Origin of the sequence: Microbispora sp. CA-102843, from assembly GCF_050936215.1 — a bacterium.
Lineage (GTDB): Bacteria > Actinomycetota > Actinomycetes > Streptosporangiales > Streptosporangiaceae > Microbispora.
The window spans coordinates 5,258,690-5,284,287 of record NZ_JBNJNF010000001.1; the positions used below are offsets into that span (position 1 = coordinate 5,258,690).

General features: G+C 68.9%; 13 protein-coding genes. 10 read left to right on the plus strand and 3 right to left on the minus strand.

Annotated features, from left to right (window positions below):
* Nucleotides 1-11: 11 nt before the first annotated feature.
* The gene (locus ACQEVJ_RS24475) at nt 12-818 is read right to left on the minus strand and encodes an SAM-dependent methyltransferase (protein ID WP_433104748.1); all 807 of its coding nucleotides are present in this window, start codon (nt 816-818) and stop codon (nt 12-14) included.
* Nucleotides 819-1,626: 808 nt separating this feature from the next.
* Between ACQEVJ_RS24475 and ACQEVJ_RS24480 the strand changes: the two genes are divergently transcribed.
* The 4 genes from ACQEVJ_RS24480 to ACQEVJ_RS24495 all read left to right on the plus strand — a co-directional run bounded on the left by ACQEVJ_RS24480 (nt 1,627) and on the right by ACQEVJ_RS24495 (nt 9,084).
* Nucleotides 1,627-4,575: a family 43 glycosylhydrolase gene (locus tag ACQEVJ_RS24480; protein ID WP_433104750.1), complete on the plus strand. Its 2,949-nt coding sequence runs from the start codon at nt 1,627-1,629 to the stop codon at nt 4,573-4,575.
* 248 nt (nt 4,576-4,823) lie between these two features.
* A complete protein-coding gene (locus ACQEVJ_RS24485) occupies nt 4,824-7,217 on the plus strand; it encodes a family 43 glycosylhydrolase (RefSeq protein WP_433104752.1) in 2,394 nt (797 codons plus the stop codon).
* A gap of 124 nt (nt 7,218-7,341) precedes the next feature.
* On the plus strand, nt 7,342-7,977 hold the full coding sequence (locus tag ACQEVJ_RS24490) for a hypothetical protein (protein WP_433104754.1): 636 nt from the start codon (nt 7,342-7,344) through the stop codon (nt 7,975-7,977).
* 552 nt (nt 7,978-8,529) lie between these two features.
* Nucleotides 8,530-9,084 (plus strand): hypothetical protein, encoded by a 555-nt coding sequence (locus ACQEVJ_RS24495; protein WP_433104756.1) that lies wholly within the window; start codon nt 8,530-8,532, stop codon nt 9,082-9,084.
* Here the strand turns inward: ACQEVJ_RS24495 and ACQEVJ_RS24500 are convergent.
* Nucleotides 9,062-10,516, minus strand: coding sequence for an arabinofuranosidase catalytic domain-containing protein (locus tag ACQEVJ_RS24500; protein ID WP_433104758.1), 1,455 nt, complete (start codon nt 10,514-10,516; stop codon nt 9,062-9,064). The two genes, ACQEVJ_RS24495 and ACQEVJ_RS24500, sit on opposite strands and share 23 nt — an antisense overlap.
* A gap of 877 nt (nt 10,517-11,393) precedes the next feature.
* Between ACQEVJ_RS24500 and ACQEVJ_RS24505 the strand changes: the two genes are divergently transcribed.
* The 3 genes from ACQEVJ_RS24505 (at nt 11,394) to ACQEVJ_RS24515 (ending at nt 15,706) form a co-directional block, all read left to right on the plus strand.
* Nucleotides 11,394-13,463 (plus strand): pectate lyase, encoded by a 2,070-nt coding sequence (locus tag ACQEVJ_RS24505; RefSeq protein WP_433104760.1) that lies wholly within the window; start codon nt 11,394-11,396, stop codon nt 13,461-13,463.
* A gap of 100 nt (nt 13,464-13,563) precedes the next feature.
* Nucleotides 13,564-14,985, plus strand: a complete 1,422-nt coding sequence (locus ACQEVJ_RS24510) for an arabinofuranosidase catalytic domain-containing protein (protein ID WP_433104762.1) — start codon at nt 13,564-13,566, stop codon at nt 14,983-14,985.
* A 568-nt stretch (nt 14,986-15,553) separates the two neighbouring features.
* Nucleotides 15,554-15,706, plus strand: a complete 153-nt coding sequence (locus ACQEVJ_RS24515) for a hypothetical protein (protein WP_433104764.1) — start codon at nt 15,554-15,556, stop codon at nt 15,704-15,706.
* A gap of 18 nt (nt 15,707-15,724) precedes the next feature.
* Here the strand turns inward: ACQEVJ_RS24515 and ACQEVJ_RS24520 are convergent, their stop codons facing one another.
* Nucleotides 15,725-18,469 carry a beta-L-arabinofuranosidase domain-containing protein gene (locus ACQEVJ_RS24520; protein WP_433104766.1) on the minus strand — a complete coding sequence of 915 codons (2,745 nt, stop codon included), beginning with the start codon at nt 18,467-18,469 and terminating at the stop codon, nt 15,725-15,727.
* A 563-nt stretch (nt 18,470-19,032) separates the two neighbouring features.
* On the opposite strand from ACQEVJ_RS24520, the gene ACQEVJ_RS24525 reads away from it, so the two are divergent.
* The 3 genes from ACQEVJ_RS24525 (at nt 19,033) to ACQEVJ_RS24535 (ending at nt 25,585) form a co-directional block, all read left to right on the plus strand.
* Nucleotides 19,033-20,631, plus strand: a complete 1,599-nt coding sequence (locus ACQEVJ_RS24525) for a lectin (RefSeq protein ID WP_433104768.1) — start codon at nt 19,033-19,035, stop codon at nt 20,629-20,631.
* Between the two features lie 316 nt (nt 20,632-20,947).
* Nucleotides 20,948-21,619 carry a FadR/GntR family transcriptional regulator gene (locus ACQEVJ_RS24530; protein ID WP_433104770.1) on the plus strand — a complete coding sequence of 224 codons (672 nt, stop codon included), beginning with the start codon at nt 20,948-20,950 and terminating at the stop codon, nt 21,617-21,619.
* Nucleotides 21,620-21,940: 321 nt separating this feature from the next.
* Entirely contained in the window at nt 21,941-25,585 is a 3,645-nt protein-coding gene (locus ACQEVJ_RS24535; RefSeq protein WP_433104772.1) for a CARDB domain-containing protein, read from the plus strand.
* Nucleotides 25,586-25,598: the final 13 nt, after the last annotated feature.

Sequence of the window (25,598 nt, forward strand, 5' to 3'; positions counted from 1 at the left end):
CCGCTTCAGCCTCAGCGGACGCGGCCCACTCCGCCGAGCGCGCCGGCCTTGCCCTCCCGTACGAAGGGGTAGTCGGTGTCGGGCTGCCACTCGTGCAGCGGCACCACGCCCGGCTCGACCAGGTCGAGGCCGTCGAAGAACGCAAGGATCTGGTCGTACGACCGGGAGGTGGTGCCGGGGGCGGAGGTCCGGCTGAAGACCTTGCGGCCCTCCTCCTCCTGGTCCTCGCTCAGCTCGCCGAGGGAGCCGTGCGAGACGACCAGGTAGCCACCCGGCACGAGCGGGTCCCGGAGCGCCGTGACGATCTTCATGGCCTGGTCGTCGTCTGGAATGAAGTGCAGCACGCCGAGCAGGAGGACGGCGAGCGGCTGGGAGAAGTCGATGTGCTCCCGGACCTCCGGATGCCGCAGCAGCGCCTCGGGGTCGCGCATGTCCGCCTCGACCGTGCGCACCCGCTCGTTCTCGGTGAGGATGGCCCGCGCGTGGACGAGGACGATGGGGTCGTTGTCCACGTAGACGATCCGGGACTCCGGGGCCAGTTCCTGGGCGACCTGGTGGACGTTGCGCTGCGTCGGGAGCCCGGCGCCGACGTCGAGGAACTGCCGGATGCCCTGCCGCGTGAGGTAGGTGACGGTCCGGATCAGGAACTCGCGGTTCTCCCGGGCGATGTCGGGAAGGTTGGGAAGAATCTCGATGATCTTCTCGGCGGCCTCGCGATCCGCCGCGAAATTGTCCTTGCCGCCCAGGTAGTAGTCGTACATCCGGGCGACGCTGGGCGTAAACGGGTCGACGCCCGCCGGCGCCTTACGCTCGTCCACAACACTCCCCTCGTCGTACATCAAGGATGGTACGGCCTTGATCACGACCGGGAGGACACGTCACCAGATTGTCATCAAACCCCAGAAACCAGCATGAAGGGGCCATTGAGGCGGCGCATGAGGGACGGGTCCGCAGCGGCAACGGACACCACCGGTTCGCACTCCTGACACGCCGGACCGCACCGGGCGAACGTCCCGCGAAATCTTTCGTCCGGCACCGGCGTCCGGAATCGCGGGGCGCCCCGAGAACCCCCGTCGCCGGGCCCTCCTCCGCCGCGTCGGCGCCAGCGAAGGCGTAACCGGCTGACCTGCGTGCATTCGCTCTCCACGGCACTCCTCGCGGAAGCGCGTCGATCTGTTATCAGCCCCTGGGGACCACTCCCTGACGTGCCGAGACGGTAATTATCGGGCTTACGGACAGTACGTTACCCACCTCGATGGACGTCCGACAGTCTTGACAGTGCGCGCCGCCCCGCCTACGGTCACGAAACACCGCCGTCATCCACAGTTAAATGTTAGCGCTAACAGCATGAGGAGCCCCCCACTCATGAGAGCGGCCCCCGCCACAGCTCGCCCCGTCCCCCGTGGGAACGTTCCGCGCCTACCCGTCCGTGCGGACCGGGCCCCTCATGAGCGATCGCCTCGTGGACGTATCGCCCGCACCCCCGAGGTGAACGCCTCGCTCTTCGCGCGGCATCACCGGTAGGACTTCGCCTTCACCCCGACCGCTCACGCCCCGACCCCTCACTCGTATTCCACGCCCCCCGTGTCAGGCATTGCCTGACGTCGCCCATCAGAGGAGTTCCGCGTGCCCAGAAATCGCCGACGCACGGCGATCACCCCACTGACCCCCCGGCAGTCGCGGGGGGTCTCGCTCGCGACGGTCGCCGTGCTCGTGTGCACCGGTCTCGTGTCCACGGGTGGCGTGGCAAACGCCGCCGCCGGGTGGTCCCCGAAACCCTCGTACACGTCCACGGACAAGGGCGACGGCACCTACTCCGTGCCGATTCTTCGCTCCGACGTGCCGGACATCAGTGTGGAGCGCGTCCCGGCCGCCGAGATCAAGGAGCACCGGGACGTCTACTACATGATCAGCACGACGATGCACCTGAGCCCAGGCGCGCCGATCATGAAGTCCTACGACCTCGTCAACTGGGAGACCGTCAACTACGTGTTCGACCGGGCGGACATCGGCGACGCGTTCTCCCTCCGCAACGGGCAGAACTCCTACGGCCAGGGCCAGTGGGCGTCGTCCTTGCGCTACCACGACGGCAAGTTCTACGTCGTCTTCAACACCAACAACCTCGGCGGCGCCTACCTCTACAGCACCGACGACGTCGAGAACGGGACGTGGAAGCGCACGCCGCTCGGCCGCGCCCTGCACGACCCGTCGCTCTTCTTCGACGACGACGGCACGCCGTACATCTTCTACGGCTCCGGCGGGACGAGCGCCGTGCGCCTCAACAGCGACATGACGGCCATCGCGCAGGACTACCCGAACATCTTCACGGCGGCGAACTACGCCGGCCAGCCGTTCATCGGTGGCCTGTTCGAGGGCGCCCAGGTCTTCCACATCAACGGCTACTACTACGTGGTCGTCATCACCTGGCCGTCCGGGCAGGGACGCCAGGTCGCCATGTTCCGCTCGAAGGACCTGCTCGGGCGCTACACGTCGGCGGACGGCTCGAACACCTACGAGGCGCGCGGGGTGCTCAACTCCAACGGCTTCGCCCAGGGCAGCCTCGTGCCGATCTCGCGCGAGGGCGGCGGCACCGACTGGTACGGCATGTTCTTCCGCGACAACTTCCCGATCGGGCGCACCCCCGCGCTCATCCCCGCCACCTGGCAGGACGGCTGGCCGACGTTCGGCAACAACGGGGTCGTGCCGGTGGAGGGCACGTTCGCCAAGCCGATCAAGCTCAGCCCCGAGGAGGAGACGTTCGAGCAGCAGAAGGGTCTGGTCGCCTCCGACGACTTCGCCAACGACGCCCCGCACAAGGCGTACACGGACGAGCAGTGGACGATCCCTGACCCGCCCAAGTACGACGACTCGCTCATCGGCGTCGAACTCCTACAGAACCCCGGGTTCGAGTCCGACGCGGTCTCGCCGTGGGCCGGGCAGTACAGCGCGACACTCAGCCGGGACACGACCGACCCGGCCGCGGGGTCCGCGGCGCTGAAGGTGAGCAACCGCACGCTCAACGGTTCGGGGCCGAACCAGTACCTGAACGGGAAGATTCAGCGCGGCGTGACCTATACCGTGTCGGCGAAGATCAAGTACGCCTCGGGCCCGAGCAGCATCCGGTTCAACCTCGTGGCGGACTGGGGCGCGGGCGTCCAGACGATGGCGTCCGGGAACGTTCCGGCCGGGCAGTGGACGACGGTGACGGGCCAGTACACCGTCCCTGCGTCGGCGAACGTGGACAGCTTCAAGTTCGCCGTCGAGACCCCGTGGGGCAACCCGCAGCCGGCGTCGTCGAGCGTGGACTACCTGATCGACGACGTCTCGATCGTCGGCCAGCCGGTGACGACCGAGAGCCCGAGCGAGGCGGAGATCGCCCCCAACGGGTCGCGGCTCGACCCCGTGTGGGAGTGGAACCACGCCCCCGACAACCGCTACTGGTCGCTCACGGACCGGGACGGATGGCTGCGGCTGACGACCGGCAAGGTGGTCACGGGCAAGTACGTCTACACCAAGCTCTCCGGCCGGGACGAGCTGACCTGGTTCGAGGAGGCGCGGAACACGCTCTCGCAGCGTACGTTCGGGCCCCGGCAGTCCGTCGAGACCAAGATGGACATCTCCGGCATGAAGAACGGTGACGTCGCCGGCCTCGCCGCCTACAACCGCGGGTTCTCGTACGTCGCGGTCAAGCGCGTCGACGGCCAGAACACGCTGGGCGTCGTCAACCGGGGACAGCCGTTCGCGGTCGACATCGACCAGTCGGCGATCGAGAACTTCGTGCCGGGCACCACGGTGTCGCTGGGAGACGCGACCCAGGTGTACGTGAAGGCGGACCTCGACTTCAGCTCGCCGGTCGGGCAGCTGTGGACGACGTTCTACTACAGCCTCGACGGGCTGAAGTGGACCCAGCTGGGCAGCCGCGTCGGCCCGCAGACGCTGGACGGCAGCCTCTCGCACTTCATGGGGCACCGCGTCGGCCTGTTCGACTACGCGACGAAGGAGAAGGGCGGGCACGTCGACTTCGACTACTACAAGCTCAGCGACACGCTGACCGCGCAGAACAAGCCGCTGGACACCAGTGCCCTCGACGCGACCATCGCGTACGCCGGCACGCTCGACAAGCGCGACTACCCGGCGGACGCCTGGGCCGGGACGCAGGCCGCGCTCGACGGCGCGAAGGCGGCGCGGGCCGGTGAGTTCGGCACCCAGAACCAGATCGACGCGCCGGAGCGGGCGCTCAGCTACCAGCTGGCCCGGCTCGGCACGCTCAAGTCCGTCACGCCGGAGGTCAAGCTGACCGTCACCGCCTCCTCCCGCTGCATCGGCACCTCGGCGTACCTGGCGGTCACGGCCGTCAACGACTCCGACGTGCCCGCGACGGTGACGCTGACGACCCCGTTCGGTTCCAAGACCGTGGCCGACGTGACTCCGGGCAAGCAGGCCTACCAGTCCTTCAACACCCGGGCCGGGCAGATCGACGCGGGCACGGTGACCGTGAAGGGGACCGCGACGATCGGCGGCAAGCAGGTCACCTCGTCCTACGACGCCGCCTACACCGCGGCCGGCTGCCGCTGAGCTGCTCACACCGCGGTCAGCTGCCGCTGACCGCACCGGCGGTGACCACGGTCCACGCGACGAGGACCCGCCGTAGCACAACCGGGGCCGGCCGGCCGACCAGCCGACCGGCCCCGCCCCATAACACGTCGCGCACATCTGCGCGGTTCGCCAGGGCGGGCGGCTGCCCATCCCTATCCGCGTTGAGCCGACCCGCCCCGGCGCGTCCGTGTCCCCCCGGAAAAGTCTGAGGTCAAGGAGGATATTTCGTGTTGAAGCGTGTTCGAAGGACGGCCCGGCGACGGGTCGCCGCCATGGCGGTGGCCGGCGCCCTGCTGGGCGCGGCGGTCACCGTGACGGCGGGGCCGGTCCAGGCCGCCGCCCCGAACATCATCGTGAACGGCGGGTTCGAGGACGGCCTCGCCGGCTGGTTCACCAACAACGGGAACGCGACCGACGGCGCAACGCTGTCGCCCACCACGGACGCGTACGCGGGCGCGAGCGCCGTGCTCGTCACCGACCGCAAGACGACCGGATCCGGTCCGATGCAGGACCTGTCCGGCAAGGTGCAGGCCGGCAAGACGTACGCGATCACGGCGCGGGTGAAGTACGAGAACCCCAACAGCCCGGCGACCAAGCAGTTCTTCGCCACCATGCACTACGGCGGCTCGACCTACACGAACGTCGGCACGGTGACCGTGGCGCGCGGGCAGTGGGGGCTCATCCAGGGCACCTTCACGATTCCCGCCGGGCAGAGCGTCTCCACCGCGAGGTTGTTCTTCGAGACGCCGTGGACGTCGAACCCCGCGTCCGCGCCGGACACGCACCTCATGGACTTCAAGGTCGACGACGTGTCCGTCTCTGAGTTCGTGCCGTCGACGACCATCGAGGCGCTCGGCAAGAACCCTGGCGAGGGCAACCCGCTCATCTCGCACAAGTTCGGCGCGGACGGCAACGCGTTCGTCCACGACGGCCGCGTGTACATCTACATGACCAACGACACGCAGGAGTACAAGCCCGGTCCCACCGGGGTCTCCCCCACCAACACCTACGGCGGGATCAACACGATCACGGTCATCTCGTCCGACGACCTCATGAACTGGGTCGACCACGGTGAGATCCCCGTCGCGGGCCCGAGCGGGATCGCCCGCTACGCGAACAACTCGTGGGCCCCCGCCATGGAGAGCAAGGTCGTCGACGGCAAGGAGAAGTTCTTCCTCTACTTCGCCAACAGCGGCGGCGGCTCGGGCGTCATCGTCGGCGACACGCCGGTCGGCCCGTGGCACGACGAGCGCGGCAACCTGCTCATCACCAGTGCCACTCCGGGCGCGTCCGACGGCAAGAACTGGCTCTTTGACCCCGGCGTGTTCATCGACGACGACGGCCAGGGTTACCTCGTCTTCGGTGGCGGCGGCGACGACGGGTCGCGCAGTGCCGAGAACACGAACCACCCGAAGTCCACGCGCGTGATCAAGCTCGGTGACGACATGATCAGCACGAAGGGCTCGGCGGAGGTCATCGACGCGCCGCTTGTGTTCGAGGCGGGCCACCTGTTCAAGCGCGACGGCAAGTACTACTACTCGTACTCGTCGAACTTCGGGTTCGGCGGCGCGGTCGACCCGAACGGCCCGCCGACCGGGGCCATCGCCTACCTCATGGCCGACAGCCCGATGGGCCCCTGGACGCCCGACACGTACAAGGGGATCATCTTCCGCAACCCCGGCACCTACTTCGGCGCCGGCGGCAACAACCACCAGTCGGTGTTCAAGCTCGACGGGCAGTACTACTTCACCTACCACGCCCAGACGCTCAACAGCCGCATCACGGGCGGCGCCACCCAGGGCTTCCGCAGCCCGCACCTCGCCAAGCTCGACTTCAACCCGGATGGCACGATCAAGGAGGTGAAGGGCGACTACAAGGGCGTCGAGCAGATCCGCAACCTCGACCCCTACCGGGTGATCGAGGCCGAGACGATCGCCTGGCAGCAGGGCATCGCGACGAAGAAGATCGACGGCGGGTCGGAGGAGTTCGGCGCGCAGGCGCCCAACCTCGTGGTGTACGACATCGACAACGGCGACTGGACGTCGCTCGCGAAGGTCGACTTCGGCAATGACGGCGCCACCGGCGTCACCGCCAAGGTGCGCCCGCTGGCGGCCGGCGGGAAGATCGAGATTCGTCTCGACGGCCGAACTTCGCCCGTGGTCGCGACCATCCCCGTCGACGCGCCGCTCGGCGAGTGGACGAAGCTGACCGCCAAGCTCGACGGCGTCAAGGGTGTGCACGACGTGTACTTCACCTACGCCGGGCCCCAGGGGGCGGACCTCTTCGAGATCGACTCCTGGTCCTTCGACGCGAACCCGTCGTCCTCGCCGGAGGTCAAGCTGGCCGTCACCGCCTCCTCCCGCTGCATCGGCACCTCGGCGTACCTGGCGGTCACGGCCGTCAACGACTCCGACGTGCCCGCGACGGTGACGCTGACGACCCCGTTCGGTTCCAAGACCGTGGCCGACGTGACTCCGGGCAAGCAGGCCTACCAGTCCTTCAACACCCGGGCCGGGCAGATCGACGCGGGCACGGTGACCGTGAAGGGGACCGCGACGATCGGCGGCAAGCAGGTCACCTCGTCCTACGACGCGGCCTACACCGCGACCGGCTGCCGCTGAGCTGCTCACACCGCGGTCAGCTGCCGCTGACCGCACCGGCGGTGACCACGGTCCACACGACGAGGACACCGCCACAGCACAACCGGGGCCGGCCGGCCCCGCCCCCCACAGATGGAGTAATCGCATGAAAACCAAGAGAGCTGCCCAGATACTCGCCGTGTCGGTGCTCGGTGTCGCGCTCGCCGGTGTCGGCGTGGCCGGTCCCGCGGCGGCGGATGACGACCCGGGCAACGGCATCGACGTGTCGGTGAACATCGAGCCCACCACCACTCCCGGTCAGCTGTCGATGACCGTGGCCGACAACAACGGAGTGGCCCTCACGGAGAACGGCTCGGATGCCGCCGCCCGCCAGTTCACCGGCACCCTTCCGACGGTCACGGTGACCGACACCCGCCTGCCCGAGGAGATCCCCGCGGGCGAGTTCTGGGCGGTGGTCGGCCAGTCCAGCCAGTTCACCGCGACCGGAGACTCCGCCAAGACCATCGGCCCGGAGTACCTGGGATGGAAGCCGCGCCTGCTGAGCGACTCCTCCACCGGGGCGGTGTCGGCCGGTGAGCCGGTCTCCAGCGTCATCTCCGACGGCACCGGAGCCCCCACCGTGGGTCTGGAGGGCCAGGAGCTGCTCGCCTCGATCGCGAACTCCGCCGACGAGATCGGCACCTCCCAGGTCAACGCCGACCTCGCCCTGCGCACCCCGGTCGACGTCGCCGCCGGCGAGTACCACTCCACCCTGACCCTTTCACTGTTCAACCAGTCCTGAACCGCAGGCGGGACGCCACCGCCCGCTGTGAGCGTCCGGGACCTGTGCGAACTCGGCACACGTCCCGGACGCTCACGAGCAGACACGAGACACCTTCGTCGACCAAGAGCCGTTCGCGGGGCGCCCTCGCCCTCCTCGCCGTCCTGCACACTGTCGGCGCGACCGTCTTGGTCGCCCTGGTGGCATTCGCCACCCCGTCGAACGCCGACACCACCTGGTCGGTCGTGCCGGCCGACGCCAACGGCCCCGACGGCCGCAGCGTCATCGACATCGATCTCGCCAGCGGGCAGCAGGTGACCGAGCACATCGCGGTCGTCAACCGCTCCACCCAGCCGGTCGACTTCGCGATCGACGCCAACGACGGCTACCTGACCTCCAAGGGCTACTTCGACATGCGGCCCTCGGACGCCAAACCGACCGACGGCGGCTCCTGGGTCGAAGTCCCCGACAAGGTGACCATCGCCGGCGGAGCCACCGCCGTCGTACCCGTCAAGGTGTCGATCCCGCAGAACGCGACGCCCGGAGGCCACCCCGCGGGGACGGGCGACGTCCGTGCTCGCGCCGCCCGAGGACTGGGAGCTCGTCAAGGGCTGCATCACCCACGACACGATGAACACCACCTACGCCGAGGCGCCGATGGTGGTCAAGGCGAACCCCGGCGACGTGCGCGGGAAGGGCTACTACCTGTGGGCGGACCAGAAGTGGGCCGGCGCACCCGCGGGGAGCTACATGGAGCAGCAGCTCAGCCCCTACTGGGGCAAGGACCTCGCGTCGGGCGAGTGGACCCCCATCACCTGGCAGACGCCGGGCTACGACCTGGCGAACGGTGTCATCCGCCACGGGCACGTCTTCGCGCTGACCCAGGCGGAGCACGCCGCCCTGCGCGGCGCGGACCTGTCGTCGGTCTCGGTCGAGACGCCCCCGGCCACGACAGGTCAACGTCTTGGATGTGTCCGGCTCGAAACCCTCGGCTACCGCGTCGTCCTCGAACCGGTTTATCTGACCACAAACAGCCGCGGACCCCGGCCGGTCGTGACCGGCCGGGGTCCGCTGCCGCCTGCCCACGCATCGTCCGATTCTCGGATCAGCGGTAGCCGGCGGAGGTGACGTTGGCCTGCACCGCGTTCTCGGTCGCGTCGGAAGGGTAGCCCGAGACGATGGCTCCCTCGTAGAAGGTGCCCTGGCTCAGGTTGGTGTTGGTGGCGCAGCAGTCGCCGCCGCTGCCCAGGATGATCGCGCCCTGCTTCTTCATCGGGCTGTAGCCGGGGGGAAGCGCGCCGTCCCACAGCGTGGTCACGCCGCCGGACTGCGCGTTGCCGCCCTTGATGGCGAAGCGCGACGTCCCGTTGTTCTTCAGCATCGCGGTGACGAACTTGCTGGTGAACGCCCGCTGGTTCGGGTTCCAGGACGAGCTGCCGCCGGGATAGAGCCCCCATTCGAGGTCGGCCTGCACCCACGGGCCGGAGCCGGAGCAGCCGCCGAACCAGCAGCTCGTGCCGAAGTAGATGGCGTCCATCGCGCCGGCTCCGTCGGCCTTCCTGGTCGTCTCGCTGTTGCCGTAGTCGAAGCAGCAGCCGCTGTTGACGTGGGTGCCGCTGGTCACCATGTACATGCCTTCAGGCGCGCTGCCGGTCGGCACGCCGGTCAGGTGACCGTCCCGCCAGTAGCTGTTGCCGGGCTTGATGTAGAGCGAGTACGCCTTGCCGCCGCCGACGGTCAGCGACTCGGATGTGGCGGTCGCGGGGGTGTCCTTGCCGCCGGCGCCACCGGGTCCCTGGTAGGCGACGTCGTTACCGTGCCCGGACTGGTCGTAGATCACGGTGATGACGCAGGTGGTGCCGGCGCAGAAGGAGTCCTGCGCCGCCGCGTTGGCGGTGCCGCCCGCGGCCAGGACGCCGATGTCCCGGGTCGCGTTGTCGGAGGAGCGCCTGACCTGGTACAGGTTGCCGCTGTAGGAGCGGTAGAGCGCCCGCGTCGTGCTGTGCGCGGCCACACAGGGCGTACCGCCCGCAGCGTAGATGTCACACGGCTTGCTCGCCACCGGTGTGGATGACGGGCTGGCCGAAGGACTCGGAGAAGGGCTCGCGGAGGGGCTCGCGGACGCGCTGGGGCTGGGTGAACCGGTGACGCCACCTGTGCAGGCCGCGCCGTTGAGCGTGAAGCTCGCCGGCGCCGGGTTGGTGCCGTTCCAGGAGCCGTTGAAGCCGAAGGACGTGCTCGCGCCGGTGGCCAGTGTCCCGTTGTAGCCGGCGTCGGCGACCGTGACCTGCGCGCCAGACTGCGTCATCGAGCCGTTCCACAGCTGCGTGACCGTCTGCCCTGCGGAGAACGACCAGTTCAACCGCCACCCGTTGATCGGGTCACCGAGGTTGGTGATGCTCACGTTCGCGCCGAAGCCGCCCGGCCATTGGTTCGTGACCGAGTAGTCCACGCGGCAGCCTGTGGCCGCGTGCGCGGCGGGCGCGGTCAGCGCACCGACCCCGCCGGCCACGGCGACGAGCCCGGTGGCAAGCCAGAGCCGCAGTCGAGGGACCTTCATCCGTACTCCCGAGGGTTCGTTTCACGTCTTCATAGCGGTCAGCGGACAGCACAGACGGCTCGGAGTTCTCGTGAGCCGACAGAGATGGCGGATCGTGCTGTTAACGCTAACAATTCATCTGCGAGACCGGTCCTTGTCTGTAGGAGCATGTGATGGTGGTGGTGCGGCGGAGCAAATACGACGCGAGGGAGCCTCGTCAAGGTCCGGTCTTCTCCGCGCCGGCCCTCGGTCCGCCCGGGGGCCTGTCCCACCTGCTCGCATCAGGGCGGAGGTCCGGCCAGTCGCGAGGCGGGGGTGGTGAAAGTTTCACCGCAGTACCGGCGTAACGTTCTGAGCGCTAGCGGCCAGCTGCGGGGCCGAGAAGCCGTTCCAGGGTGGAGCTGCGGAAACTTTCACCGACCACGCCGCTCACCAGCACAGGCCAGCGGGGATAAGGTCCCCTGCGCCGCAACGAAGCAATTTCAAGATTTCCTTGACAGGTTTCGTCGTGGTTTCCACACTGAGTCCCGAAGCGGCCTCCTGCCGGGGTCGGTGGTGAGCGGCAGGGGTCCCCGGTCACGACGCCGTGAGTGTCGCATCCGCAGACGGATCGGGCCGCGAATTCGCCGGGTCCGGCTTTCGCTCGCTCTCCTGAACGCCGATGGAGCGCCGGCCGGCCTGAGTTCCCCGCAGCCGGAATCACCGCGTACGGCGGCATAGTCGCCGTCTCCCCCTGGAGTGTGAATGAACACGTCCGCAGGATTCCGCACCGCGTTGTTCGCCGCCTCTGCGGCCGGGATGGTTCTCGCGGCCCCGGCCGGCAGCGTGTCCGCGGGCACCGTCCCGGGCGCGGCCCCGGCGGTCTCACTGCGCCTGGCCGCCTGGCGCCAACGGCGCGGTGCTGAAGAACGTCATCATCGGCGCGCCCGCGGCCGACGGCGTCCACTGCATAGGCACCTGCACCCTGCAGAACGTGTGGTGGGATGACGTCGGCGAGGACGCGGCCACGTTCAAGGGCACCTCGTCGTCGCAGACGATGACCATCGACGGCGGCGGCGCCAAGGCGGCCAGCGACAAGGTCTTCCAGCACAACGGCCCCGGCACCATGTACATCAAGAACTTCCAGGTGCAGGACTTCGGCAAGCTCTACCGCTCCTGCGGCAACTGCTCGACCCAGTACAAGCGCAACGTCGTCATCCAGAACGTCACGGCGACCACGCCTGGCAAAGTCCTGGCCGGCATCAACACCAACTACGGCGACACCGCTCGCTTCTCCCAGATCACGATCGTGAACGACCCGAGCAGGAAGGTCGTCGTCTGTGAGAAGTACAAGGGCGTGACCACTCAAGGAGGATCCTTGCGGAAGGTGCGAGCTCTACTCGCCGCCGGCATTCTCGCGGGCGCCCCGATCGCCCTGCAGGACCCGGCCGGCGCCCTGGAGAACGGCGTGGCCCGCACGCCGCCCATGGGCTGGAACAGCTGGAACACGTTCGGCTGCGACATCAACGAGACGCTGATCAAGCAGATGGCCGACACGATCGTCAACTCCGGCCTGCGCGACCTGGGCTACAAGTACGTCGTGGTCGACGACTGCTGGTTCAACCCCACCCGCGACTCCGCGGGGAACCTGCAGGGCAATCCCTCGCGATTCCCCAGTGGGATGAAGGCGCTCGGCGACTACCTGCACGCCAGAGGGCTGAAGTTCGGCATCTACCAGGTGCCGGTGGACAAGACCTGCGCGCAGTACTTCGGCGGTTATCCGGGCGCGACAGGGAGCCAGGGGCACGAGGTCCAGGACGCCAAGCAGTTCGCCGCCTGGGGCGTGGACTACCTGAAGTACGACTGGTGCTCGCCCAACGGCACCATCGACGACCAGGTGCGTACGTTCGCGAAGATGCGTGACGCGCTGGCGGCGACCGGGCGGCCGATCGTCTACAGCATCAACCCCAACAGCATCCACGCGAAGACAGGGCCGCAGCGAAACTGGGGCGACGTCGCCAACATGTGGCGGACGACCGAGGACATCACCAACAAGTGGGACACCGGTCAGACCAACGGATACCCGATGGGCATCCAGAACATCGTCAACGTCACCGTCCCGCTCGCGTCGTACGCGAAACCGGGAGCGTTCAACGACCCGGACATGATGGAGGTCGGCCGGGGCGGCATGACCGACACCGAGATGCGCAGCCACTTCGCCCTCTGGACGATGATGGCCTCACCCCTGATCGCCGGAAACGACCTGCGCAGCATGGACTCGGCGACGCAGGCCATCCTGAAGAACCAGAACCTGATCGCCATCGACCAGGACCCGCTCGGCCTGCAGGCACGCGAGATCAGCAACGACGGGACCCGGCGCGTGCTGGCCAGGAAGCTGGGCAACGGCGATGTCGCGGTCGCCCTGTTCAACCAGGGCGGCAGCACCACCACGATCAGCACCACCGCGTCCGCGATCGGGCTGTCCGGCGGTTCGTTCACCCTGCGCGACGCGTGGACGAACGCCGTCAGCGGCAGCACCGGCACCATCTCGGCCGGCGTGCCGTCACACGGCACCGTCGTCTACCGCGTCAGCGGCGGCACGACCCCGTCGCCGACTCCCACGCCCTCGCCGTCCCCCACCGCGTCCCCCATCGCGTCTCCCACTGTGTCACCGAGTGCGCGACCGGGCGGATGCACGGCGACGTACTGGCTGGTCAACAACTGGGGCAGCGGCTTCCAGAGTGAGGTGACCGTCGGCAACACCGGGTCGGCCGCGCTCAACGGCTGGACCGTGAAGATGACCCTGGCCGGCGGACAGACCGTCACGAGCCTGTGGAACGGCGTGAACACCGGCACCAGCGGCGCGATCACCGTCAAGAACGCCCCCTACAACGGAACCGTCGGCGGCAACGGGTCGACGACGTTCGGATTCACCGCCGAGGGCGACGGCTCGATCGCCCCCACCAGCGTGACCTGCACGAGCCCGTAGCCGAACGGAGCCGAGCAGGAAGTCGGGGGCTCACGGCCAACCATCACCCTCAGAGATTGGGAAAACACCTGTGCGACATGTCAGCTCTTCTCGCCGCCGGTTGAGGCTGTCGGCCGCCGCCGTCGCCGCGCTGTTGACGGCCGGCGCCGGTGTGGCCGGCACGCACGCCGCCTCGGCGGCCGCGGCCGGATGCCAGGTCACCTATACGGTGACGAACCAGTGGCCGGGCGGCTTCGGCGCCAATGTGAGCGTTAACAACCTCGGGGACCCGGTCAGCGGCTGGAAGCTGACCTGGTCGTTCTCCGCCGGGCAGACCATCACGCAGCTGTGGAACGGCACCTACACCCAGTCCGGCTCCCAGGTCACGGTGACCAACGTGGACTACAACGGCAGCATCCCCAGCGGCGGCAGCACGAGCTTCGGATTCAACGGAACGTTCAACGGCTCCAACCCGGTGCCGTCGAGCTTCGCGCTGAACGGCGTGACCTGCACCGGCGGCGTCACCTCCCCGTCCCCCACCGTCTCGCCCACCGTTTCGCCTTCCACGTCTCCCTCGCCGCCGTCGTCCAGGCAGCCGTGTGACATCTACGCCTCGGGCGGCACGCCGTGCGTCGCGGCGCACAGCACCACCCGTGCCCTGTACGCGAACTACAACGGCGCGCTCTACCAGGTGCGCCGCTCTTCGGACAACACCACCCGCGACGTCGGCGTGCTGAGCGCGGGCGGGGCCGCCAACGCCGCCACCCAGGACTCGTTCTGCTCCGGCACCAGCTGCGTCATCACCAAGATCTACGACCAGTCCGGCCGGGGCAACCACCTCACCCAGGCGCCTCCCGGCGGGTTCTCCGGCCCGGCCGCGGGCGGCTACGACAACCTGGCGACCGCGACCAAGGCACCGACCACGGTCTACGGCCACAAGGCCTACGGCGTCTATGTCGATCCCGGGGTCGGATACCGCAACAACGCCACCAACGGCGTGGCCAAGGGCGACCAGCCGGAGGGGATCTACGCGGTCTTCGACGGCACGCACTACAACGGCGGCTGCTGCTTCGACTACGGCAACGCCGAGACCAACAGCCGCGACAACGGCAACGGCACGATGGAGGCCATCTACTTCGGCAACATCAAGGTCTGGGGCTACGGCACCGGCAACGGCCCCTGGATCATGGCCGACCTGGAGAACGGCCTGTTCTCCGGCGTGAACCCCGGCTACAACGCCAACGACCCGAGCGTGAACTACCGATACCTCACCGCCATCGTCAAGGGTGAGCCCAACCACTGGGCCATCCGGGCCGGCAACGCCCAGTCGGGCGGCCTGTCGACCTTCTACGACGGCAAGCGGCCCAACGCCTCGGGCTACAACCCGATGAAGAAGGAGGGGGCCATCATCCTCGGCATCGGCGGCGACAACAGCCACGGTTCCGCCGGCACCTTCTACGAAGGCGTGATGACCTCCGGCTACCCGACCGCGGCCACCGAGAACGAGGTGCAGACGAACATCGTCGCCGCCGGTTACAAGTAGACCGGCGAAACCCACGACGGATCGGGCCGTCCCCGGGCACAGCTCCGGGGGCGGCCCGGCGAGTTCCCGGTGGCGCAGCACGTTGGTGTACGCGTACCCCTTCAGCCGCAACGCGCGATGGAGGACCGGGAAAAGGGCGCACGCTCCGGGAGACGGGTGCGTGCACGGCAGCGCCGGGCCCGGCCGGACAGTTGGGCCGCGGCCTGGAGGACGCGGTCGGGGAGCTGTTCGATCAATGCGGCCCAGACCGAGAACGGCATCGGCGCGCGCCGCGGCCAGGCGAAGGAAATCACGCGCACCGCGATCACCACCGATGGTGGTCATCATCGGCGTCTGCTCCCGATAACCGTGGCGCCAGGCGACCGCCCGGGCGATCAGCCTGCCGCCAGCCATGCCGGGCGCCCCGTGACGCCGGGGTCGTGCTTCCCTCGTCGCAGGTGTGGGTCGCCGAGTTGGGCGGCCAGATTGTGGGATTCGCCGCCCTGCACGGCGACCGGCTGGACCACCTGTACCTCGCGCCCGCCGCGCAGAACGGCGGCGGAGCGCGCTGCTCGACCACGCCAAGAAGGTGCGCCCCCACGGACTCGACCTGTACGTGTTCCAGCGGAACACGGGCGCCCGGCGCTTCTACGAGCGGAACGGCTTCACCCTCGTCGCGGAGGGCGACGGCAGCGGCAACGAGGAGAACCTGCCCGACGCCCGCTGCCGCTGGCGGCCCTGACCACCCGCTCACCTCCGGCTAGAGGAACCGCCACAGGTGGTCGTTCGCTCCGTTGTCGTCGGCGAGCACAACCTGGGCGCCCTGGGCGGTGGAGCCGCCGCTGACGCCGAGGACCCGGCCCCCGTTGGCGCACTGGATGCGGAAGCACCCGTTGGATCCGTACCGCAGCCGCCACCGGTGGTCGGCGGTGCCGTTGTCGGCCCACTGGAGCACGCGCGCACCGGCGGCCGTGCTCGCGTTCTCCACGCCGAGCACCTTGCCGCTGTTGGAGTTGCGCAGGCGCAGGTAGCCGCCGGCGTCGACGACGGCGGTCCACAGGTGGTCGGCGGTGCCGGTGTCGCCCCACTGGAGCACGAGGCCGCCGTCGGCCGTGGACATGTTCTGCACGCCCAGCACCAGCCCGCTGGCCAGGTTCTGGATGCGCCGGGCCCCGTTCGGCACGAACCGCCACTGGTTGTCCGCGCTGCCGTTGTCGGGGTCCTGAACGACCTGGGCTCCGCTCGCGGTCGAGCCGCTCTGGATGGCGAGCAGCTTGCCGCTGTTGACGTTGCGGATCTTGTGGGAGCCGTCGCCGGCTTCGGCGACGGTCCAGCGGTGATCGGCGGTGCCGTTGTCGGTCCACTGCAGGACGCGGGCGTTGTCGGCGGTGGACATGTTCTCCACCCCGAGCACCTTGCCGCTGTTGACGTTGCGGAGCCGTACGGCGGTGCCGTCTACGACCATCTCCCAGTCGTGGTCGGCGGTGCCGCTGTCGGCCCACTGCAGGGCGAGACCGCCGTCGGCGGTGGACATGTTCTGGATGCCCAGGACGAGTCCGCTGGCTGCGTTGACCAGCCGGTAGCTCGCGGTCCCGCCCGCGCCGCTCTGGCCGCCGGTGTTCCAGTAGACGGTGTAGTTGTACCCGTGGGCGTCGTAGAACGGTCCGAGGTTGACCGACGACCCGTTGGCGGTGGCCGTGAACGCCAGCGTCGTGGTGCTGGTCCGGGTGATCGACCCGGTGTTCAGGGCGGGCAGCGCCGACAGAGTGGTGTTGCCGTAGTTCCCGGACAGGACCACCGGGCCGTACGTGATCGCCGCGACGTTCGGGTTGTCGTTGGCGGCCTTCATGACCACGCGCATGGGCAGGCTCAGGGTGACGGTGTCGCCGGAGGTCCACGAGCGGGTGATGACGGCGTACGTGCCGGGGGTGGTGTCCACGTCCTGCTGGACGCCGTTGACACTGATCGTCGCTCCGGTGGCCCAGCCGGGGATGCGGACGCGCATCGACCACGACCCACCGGCGTTGCCGGTGACCTGCAGGGTGACCGTGTCGCTCGCCGGATAGGACGTCGTCTGGGTGACCGTGATCCCCCGCTGGGTCCAGTTCAGGACCGACGGCGTGAACAGGTTCACGATCAGGGTGGTGCCGTTGTAGAAGTAGACGGAGTCCATCAGCGCCGTGTTGACCTCCAGGCCCGTGCCCTGGCAGCACCAGAAGGAGTCGTAGTCGGTGCTGTAGGTGCCGCCGCCCCAGGCCGGGCCCACGCCACGGCGGCCACCTGGTTTGAGCGGCGTGAAGTAGGTGACGTGCCCGTGGCCGTCCGCCGGGTTCTGCGCGCCGATGACGTGGTTGGTCAGCGCCTGCTCGTAGAAGTCGAAGTACGCCGCCCGGTTCGGGTCGAGCAGCCACAGCTCGCGGGTCAGCTTGAGCATGTTGTAGCTGTTGCAGTGCTCGCAGGTGTCGTTGGTGAGGTAACCGGCGATGGCGTTGGGAGCCCGGAAGTGCTCGGCCTGGCTGTTGCCGCCGATCGCGTAGGTGTGCGCGCCGACGGTGATGTTCCAGGCGTTGGCGGCGATGTCCCGGTAGCGGGTGGTGCCGGTCGCCTTGTACTCGCGGGCCGCGCCGATCCACTTGGGCACCTGGGTGTTGGCGTGCAGGCCGTTGAGCTGGTCCTGGTTGGCCGCGAGAGGGTTGAAAACCGCCGCGTGGTCGAACCGCTGGGCCGCGGTCAGCCAGCGGACGTCGCCGGTCTGCTGGTACAGGTCGGTCAGCACGGCGTTCATGCCGCCGAACTCGGTGCCCAGCATGGCCTGCATCTGGCTGCCGCTCAGCCTGCCGGTCCGCCAGTCCACCCAGCCGGCCAGTGCCAGGAGCACGTCGCGGGCCTGGGTGCTGCCGATGTGACGCCACGCGTCGAGCAGCCCGGCCAGGGTCTTGTGAAGGCAGTAGTACGGCACGTTGCCGTTACTCAGCGTGCGGGCTTCGAGTGCGGTGAAGTCGGACTCGGGGAAGCCGGACAGGTAGCCGGCGTTGAACCCGGCGGCGCCGTTGTTGGCCTGGCACTTGGCCAGCTCGGCCACCATCTGGTTCGCCTTGTCCCGGCACGTGGTGTCGCCGAGCACGGCATAGGCCTGGGCCCACGCGGTGAGGAAGTGCCCCTGCACGTGAGTGCGGAACGGGAACGTCGGTGCATCCCATCCGCCGCCCGCCGCCGCCCCCTGCGTGGACAGCCGGTGATTGGCCCGGAAGTTGTACAGCAGCCGGTCGACGTCGACGAACCGCAGATACGACAGCGTCCGGTTCTGGTTGTCCAGCCAGCGGCCCCCCGTCAGCCGCACCTGCCCGAGCTCGAAGGCGTACGTGGACACGCCGATGTCGGCCCGGGCCGGCGCGACCGCGGCTCCGGCCGCCGGAGCACCGGCGACCTCCCCGACGGCGGAAGCCACGACGGCGGCCCCGGCGGCCTGGAGCAGCCGGCGTCGGCTGAAGGATGAGGGCGACACGTGACCTCCTGAACGACCTTCTGTTAGCGCTAACAATCGCGTGCGCCCGCCGTCCGGCATCGGATGACGTCGAACGAGGTGCGGGACAGCCGCGGAATCGGCGGCGCGGCCCCGTCGCGGGAGCGTGCGGTGGGCGGCGTTTCCACCGCCCACCACCGCTCCGACAGGAGACCACCCGGGCTCAGTGTGGAAACCGTCACGAAAAGTGTCAAGACTGAGCCGGAAACTTTCGCATGACCGCTCATCGGCCACACACGTCTGCCTGGGACGACGTGAAACGCCGTCGCGGCAACGTTCCGAGAATGCCCCCAGCGGCGGCCGCGGCTGAAATTTTCACCGCAGCCGTTCCCCGATGCGGCGACCGAACCCCGTAAGCGCAGGCGGCGCGGCGTCCGGCGAAGCACAAGCGCCGAGACCTCTTGACGGGATCGGCGGGGTCGTATTTGCTCCGCCGCACACCACCGACCACCCGACGGGAGGGCCGACTCGGCACGAAATGTTATCGATAACAGATCCTGATCCGCCCCCAATGGCGGCGGGCCCGGCCAGAGGTAAGGAGTCAGATGCACAGGATCGTTCGATGGACGCTGGCGGCGGTGCTGGCCGCCGGGTCCCTGGTCGCGGCCGGCGGCATGACGTCGCCGGCCGCCGCGCTGGACAACGGGCTCGCCCGTACGCCCCAGATGGGGTGGAACGACTGGAACAGTTTCGGCTGCAACGTCAACGAGAACCTCGTGCGGCAGACCGCGGACGCCATGGTCTCCAGCGGCATGGCGGCGGCGGGCTACACGTACGTGAACATCGACGACTGCTGGTCGACCAAGAGCCGCAACGCCAACGGCGACCTGGTGGCGGACCCGCAGAAGTTTCCCAGCGGGATCAAGGCCCTGGCCGACTACGTCCACTCCAAGGGACTGAAACTCGGCATCTACTCCTCGGCGGGCACCACGACCTGCGCGGGCTATCCGGCCAGCCTGGGTTACGAGCAGCGGGACGCCGCCCTGTGGGCCTCATGGGGGATCGACTACCTGAAGTACGACAACTGCGGCGACCACCAGGGCAAGAGCGGGCAGCAGCGGTACGTCGCGATGCGCGACGCGCTCGCCGCCACCGGGCGTCCGATCCTGTTCAGCCTGTGCAACTGGGGCCAGGAGAGCGTCTGGACCTGGGGCATGCCGACCGGCAACTCCTGGCGTACGACCGGCGACATCCAGGCGAACTGGAACTCCGTCATGGGCATCCTGGACCAGCAGGTCGGGCTGGAGGCGTACTCGGGGCCGGGCGGCTGGAACGACCCCGACATGCTGGAGGTGGGCAACGGCTCGCTGACGGCCACGGAGGCCCGGGCGCACTTCAGCCTCTGGGCGCTGCTGAACGCGCCGCTCATCGCGGGCAACGACATCCGCTCGATGAGCGCCGAGACCCGCGCGATCCTCACCAACACCGAGGTCGTCGCCGTCGACCAGGACTGGGGCGGCAGGCAGGGCCACAAGATCAGCGACAACGGAAACCTGGAGGTGTGGCGCAAGCCGATGTCCAACGGCTCGGTCGCCGTCGTGCTGCTCAACCGGGGCAGCGGCACGGCGACGGTGTCCACCACCGCCTCCGCCCTCGGCCTCGGCGCCGCGGCCTCCTACTCCGTACGCGATCTGTGGGCGCACACGACAGGCTCCTCGTCCGGGACGATCACCGCGTCGGTGCCCGCGCACGGGGCCGCCATGTACGTCGTGAGCGGAGGGGGCCTGGTCACGCCGTCTCCCACGCCCACTCCCACCGGAGCGAGCGCGATCAAGGGTGCGGGGTCGGGCCGGTGCCTGGACGTCACCGGCGCCTCCCAGACCAACGGCACGCAGGTGCAGATCTGGGACTGCAACGGCCAGTCCAACCAGCAGTGGACGCCGACCGGCTCGGGTGAGCTGCGGGTCTACGGCAACAAGTGCCTGGACGTCTACAACCGTGGCACCGCGGACGGCACCAACGTGATCATCTGGGACTGCAACGGCCAGAGCAACCAGCAGTGGCGATTCAACGCCGACGGCAGCATCACCGCGGTCGGCGCGAACAAGTGCCTGGACGCCTACAACCAAGGCACCGCCAACGGCACCAAGGTCATCATCTGGACCTGCAACGGTCAGGCCAATCAGCGCTGGACCCGCGTCTGACCACACGTACCGGCGCCGGGGACCTCACCGCCCCGGCGCCGGACCTGCCTTCGCTCCCTCGCCCTCGGAGATCTCCTGTGACCTGGCGATGGCCGGACGGCTCTTCGAGAGCGTCTACCCGTCCACCGTGATCGGCCGTAGGGCGGGGAGGAGGAGATCGGAGGTGCCGGGTGATGGCGTTCCTCCTCCCCGGTGCCGTGAAGTGGCGCTGCCCCCGGGAGGGTGGGCCCGGCGCGGGTGCGATCCCCACTCCTTTACACTGCTAGACATCCGATGTATGCGGCCTCGTTCGGGCGGAAACAGTGGAGGTGGCTTCGTGGCGGTCACGGACGCGGCGATCGACAAGATCAAGCAGATGATCACGTCGGGCGAGCTCGCTCCGGGTGACCGGCTGCCGAAGGAGGCCGATCTGGCCGAACGGCTCGGCCTGTCCCGCAACTCCCTGCGAGAGGCCGTCCGCGCCCTCGCCCTGATCAACGTACTCGACGTGCGGCAGGGCGACGGCACCTACGTCACCAGCCTCCAGCCCCATCTGCTCCTTGAGGCGATGTCGTTCGTCGTGGACTTCCACCGCGACGACACCGTGCTGCAGTTCCTGGAGGTGCGGCGCGTCCTGGAACCCGCCGCCACCGCGATAGCCGCGATCAAGATGTCGGACGCGGACGTCAAGGAGCTCCGCGCCATCCTCGACGCGCTGCCCGCCGACCCGAGCGTGGAGGAGCTGGTCGCCAACGACCTGCGGTTCCACCAGCACATCGCGGCGGGGTCGGGCAATCCGGTGCTGTGCTCGCTGATCGACAGCCTCTCCGGGCCGACGACGCGGGCCCGGGTGTGGCGCGGCCTCACCCAGGAGGGGGCACTCGACGACACCCGGGAGCAGCACGTGATGATCTGCGACGCGATCGCCGCCCGGAGGCCGGAGGTGGCCAGGGCGTGGGCCACGGTCCACGTGGCCGGCGTCGAGGAGTGGCTCCGCCGCACGCTCTGAAACGGCGCAGGCCCGGGTCACGCCCCGGCCCGCCGTCCCGGCGGTGCGCCCGCTGAAGCCAGGCCGGCCGGCGCCGAATGCCGCAGCCGCCACTGCGCCTTTACCTCCGCCTTTTCCGGGCGTTGACGGCGCATTAGCGCCTATGTAACATCTGGCCAAAGCACTGCAATAACCGTGCAAGCAGCATCAAATCTCTTGCTGTTTACCGCAACACCCTGAGTGCATCGCGTCCGTGCATTCGCCGCCCATCCGGTTGCCGTGGAGGCCGCACGTCCTCCCGCACCGGCCTGCCGTCCCCGTACGAGAGATGGAAGAGCGCGAATGAGGACATCGCACGGTCCGTTACGGCTGCTCGCGACCCTGGTCGTCGCGGGCATGCTCACCCTCCTGGCGTGGGTCGTCCCGGCCGCCGCCGCGGCAGGGCCCAACCTGTCGCCGGGCAAGGCGACTCAGGTCAGCAGCTCCACGGCCGGGTATCCCCCGCCGGCCCTCAACGACGGCAACCAGGACACCTACTGGGAGAGCGCCAACAACAGCTTCCCGCAGTGGGCGCAGGTCGACCTCGGCACCGCCAGGAGCGTGGACCGGATCGTCCTCAAGGTGCCCGCGCCGAGCGTCTGGCAGACCCGCACCCAGACGCTCTCGGTGCAGGGCAGCGCGGACGGCTCCGCCTTCGGCACGGTCGTGGCCTCAACCGGCTACACCTTCGACCCGGCGACCGGTAACAAGGTCACCATCGACTTCACCGCCGCGACGTACCGGTTCTGGCGGGTCAACGTCACCGCGAACACCGGCTGGCCCGCCGCGCAGATCTCCGAGTTCGAGATCTACGCGGCGAGCGGCACCGAGGCCGACACCCAGGCGCCGAGCGCCCCCACCAACCTCGCCTACACCCAGCCGGCCCCCGGCCAGATCAAGCTCACCTGGAACGCCTCCAGCGACGACGTGGGCGTGACCGGCTACGACGTCTACGCCAACGGGCGGCTCCGGGCCGACGTCGCGGGCACCGTGCTCACCTACACCGACACCCAGCCGGCGTCGGCGACCGTGACGTACGTCGTCCGGGCCAGGGACGCGGCGGGCAACCAGTCGGCCGACAGCAACGCGGTGACCCGCAACGGCACGGACGACCCCGGATCGAACCTGGCCATCGGCAAGGAGATGGTCGAGTCGGGCCATGTGTACACGTTCGTCGCCTCCAACGCCAACGACAACAACCCGGTCACCTACTGGGAGGCCAACCCGGGGGCGTTCCCCAACACGCTGACCGTCAAGCTCGGCGCCAACGCCACCGTCAGTTCGGTCGTGCTGAAGCTCAACCCCGACCCGATCTGGGCGACCCGCACGCAGAACATCCAGATCCTGGGCCGCGAGCAGAGCGCGACGACATACCAGACCCTCAAGCCGGCGGCCAACTACACCTTCAACCCGGCCTCCGGCAACTCGGTGACGATCGATCTGTCCGCGACCGTCGCCGACGTCCAGCTGAGGTTCGCGAGCAACACCGGCGCGCCGGGCGGCCAGATCGCCGAGTTCCAGGTGATCGGCGTCCCGGCGCCGAACCCCGACCTCACCGTCACGAACCTGTCGTGGGCCCCGGCCTCCCCGACCGAGACGGACACGATCACGCTGTCGGCCACGGTCAAGAACGTGGGCACCGCCGCTTCGCCCGCCGACAGCGTCAACCTCTACGTCGGCGGCGCGCTGGCCGGCGCCCCGGCCATCCCGGCCCTGCCGCCGGGCGGCACCGCGACCGTCACCCATGCCATCGGCACGCGCGCCGAGGGGACGTACACGGTCAGCGCCAGGGTGGACGCCGACAACACGGTCTTCGAGCAGAACGAGAACAACAACCTGCTGAACGCCTCGTCGCCGCTGGTCGTCGCGCAGGCTCCCGGTCCCGACCTGCAGGTTCTCGGCGTCACCCCCAACCCGCAGAACCCCGCGGCCGGGACGCCGGTGACGTTCACGGTGTCGGTGAAGAACCGCGGGACCACCGCGACGGGGGCGACCACGGTCACCCGCGTGGTGGTGGGCGGCACGACGCTCAACGGCTCGACCCCCTCGATCGCCGCCGGGGCGACGGTCTCCGTCGCCGTCAGCGGAAGCTGGACCGCCGCCGACGGCGGCGCGACGATCATCGCCACCGCCGACGCGACCGGCGTCGTCGCCGAGACCAACGAGAACAACAACACGTTCTCGCAGGCCATCGTGGTCGGGCGCGGTGCCGCCGTGCCGTGGGTCGAGTACGAGGCCGAGGCCGCCCGCTACCAGGGCACCCTGCTGGAGGCCGACCCGTTGCGGACGTTCGGGCACACCAACTTCGCCACCGAGTCGTCGGGCAGGAAGTCGGTGCGGCTGAACGGCACCGGCCAGTTCGTGGAGTTCACCTCGACGAACCAGGCCAACTCGATCGTGGTGCGCAACTCCATCCCCGACGCGCCGAACGGCGGCGGCATCGACGCCACGATCAGCCTGTATGTCAACGACACCTTCGTCCAGAAACTGGCGCTCTCGTCCCGGCACAGCTGGCTGTACGGCAACACCGACGACCCCGAGGGGCTGACGAACACCCCGCAGACCGACGCGCGGCGGCTGTTCGACGAGGCGCACGCCCTGCTGCCGGAGACCTACCCGGCGGGCACCAAGTTCCGGCTGCAGCGCGACGCGAGCGACACGGCGGCCTTCTACATCATCGACTTCATCGACCTGGAGCAGGTCGCACCGCCGGCGAGCCAGCCGGCCGGCTGCACCTCGATCACGGCGTACGGCGCGGTGCCGGGCGACGGGGTCGACGACACGGCCGCCATCCAGCGGGCGGTGACCGACGACCAGAACGGCGTGATCGACTGCGTCTGGATCCCGCCGGGCCAGTGGCGGCAGGAGCAGAAGATCCTCACCGACGACCCGCTGAACCGCGGCCAGTACAACCAGGTGGGCATCAGGGACGTCACCATCCGCGGCGCCGGCATGTGGCACTCCCAGCTGTACACCCTGACCGAGCCGCACCTGGCGGGCGGCATCAACCACCCGCACGAGGGCAACTTCGGCTTCGACATCGACGACAACGTCCAGATCTCCGATATCGCCATCTTCGGCTCCGGCCGCATCCGCGGCGGCCCGGGCGGCGCGGAGGGCGGCGTCGGGCTGAACGGCCGGTTCGGCAAGAACACGAAGATCACCAACGTGTGGATCGAACACGCCAACGTCGGGGTCTGGGTCGGCCGCGACTACGACAACATCCCCGCCCTGTGGGGCCCGGCGGACGGGCTGCAGTTCAGCGGCATGCGCATCCGCGACACCTACGCCGACGGCATCAACTTCACCAACGGCACGCGGAACTCGCGGGTGTTCAACTCCTCGTTCCGTACGACGGGCGACGACTCGCTGGCGGTCTGGGCCAACCGGTACGTCAAGGACCCCTCGGTCGACATCGCCCACGACAACAGCTTCGTCAACAACACCGTCCAGCTGCCCTGGCGCGCGAACGGCATCGCGATCTACGGCGGCTACGGCAACACGATCGAGAACAACCTCGTCTACGACACCATGAACTACCCGGGCATCATGCTGGCGACCGACCACGACCCGCTGCCCTTCTCCGGGCAGACGCTGATCGCCAATAACGCCCTCTACCGCACCGGCGGCGCCTTCTGGGGGGAGAACCAGAAGTTCGGGGCCATCACGCTGTTCGCGGCGACCAGGGACATCCCCGGCGTCACGATCAGGGACACCGAGATCCACGACTCGACCTACGACGGCATCCAGTTCAAGTCGGGCGGCGGCGCGACGCCGGGTGTGGCGATCACCAACGTGAAGATCGACAAGTCCGATAACGGCGCCGGCGTCCTGGCCCAGAACGGCGCCCGCGGCAGCGCGACGCTGACCGGCGTCACGATCACCAATTCGGCCAAGGGCGACATCGTCCGCGAGCAGGGCACGAGCTTCGTGATCAACGGCGGCTAGCGCGGCACGACGG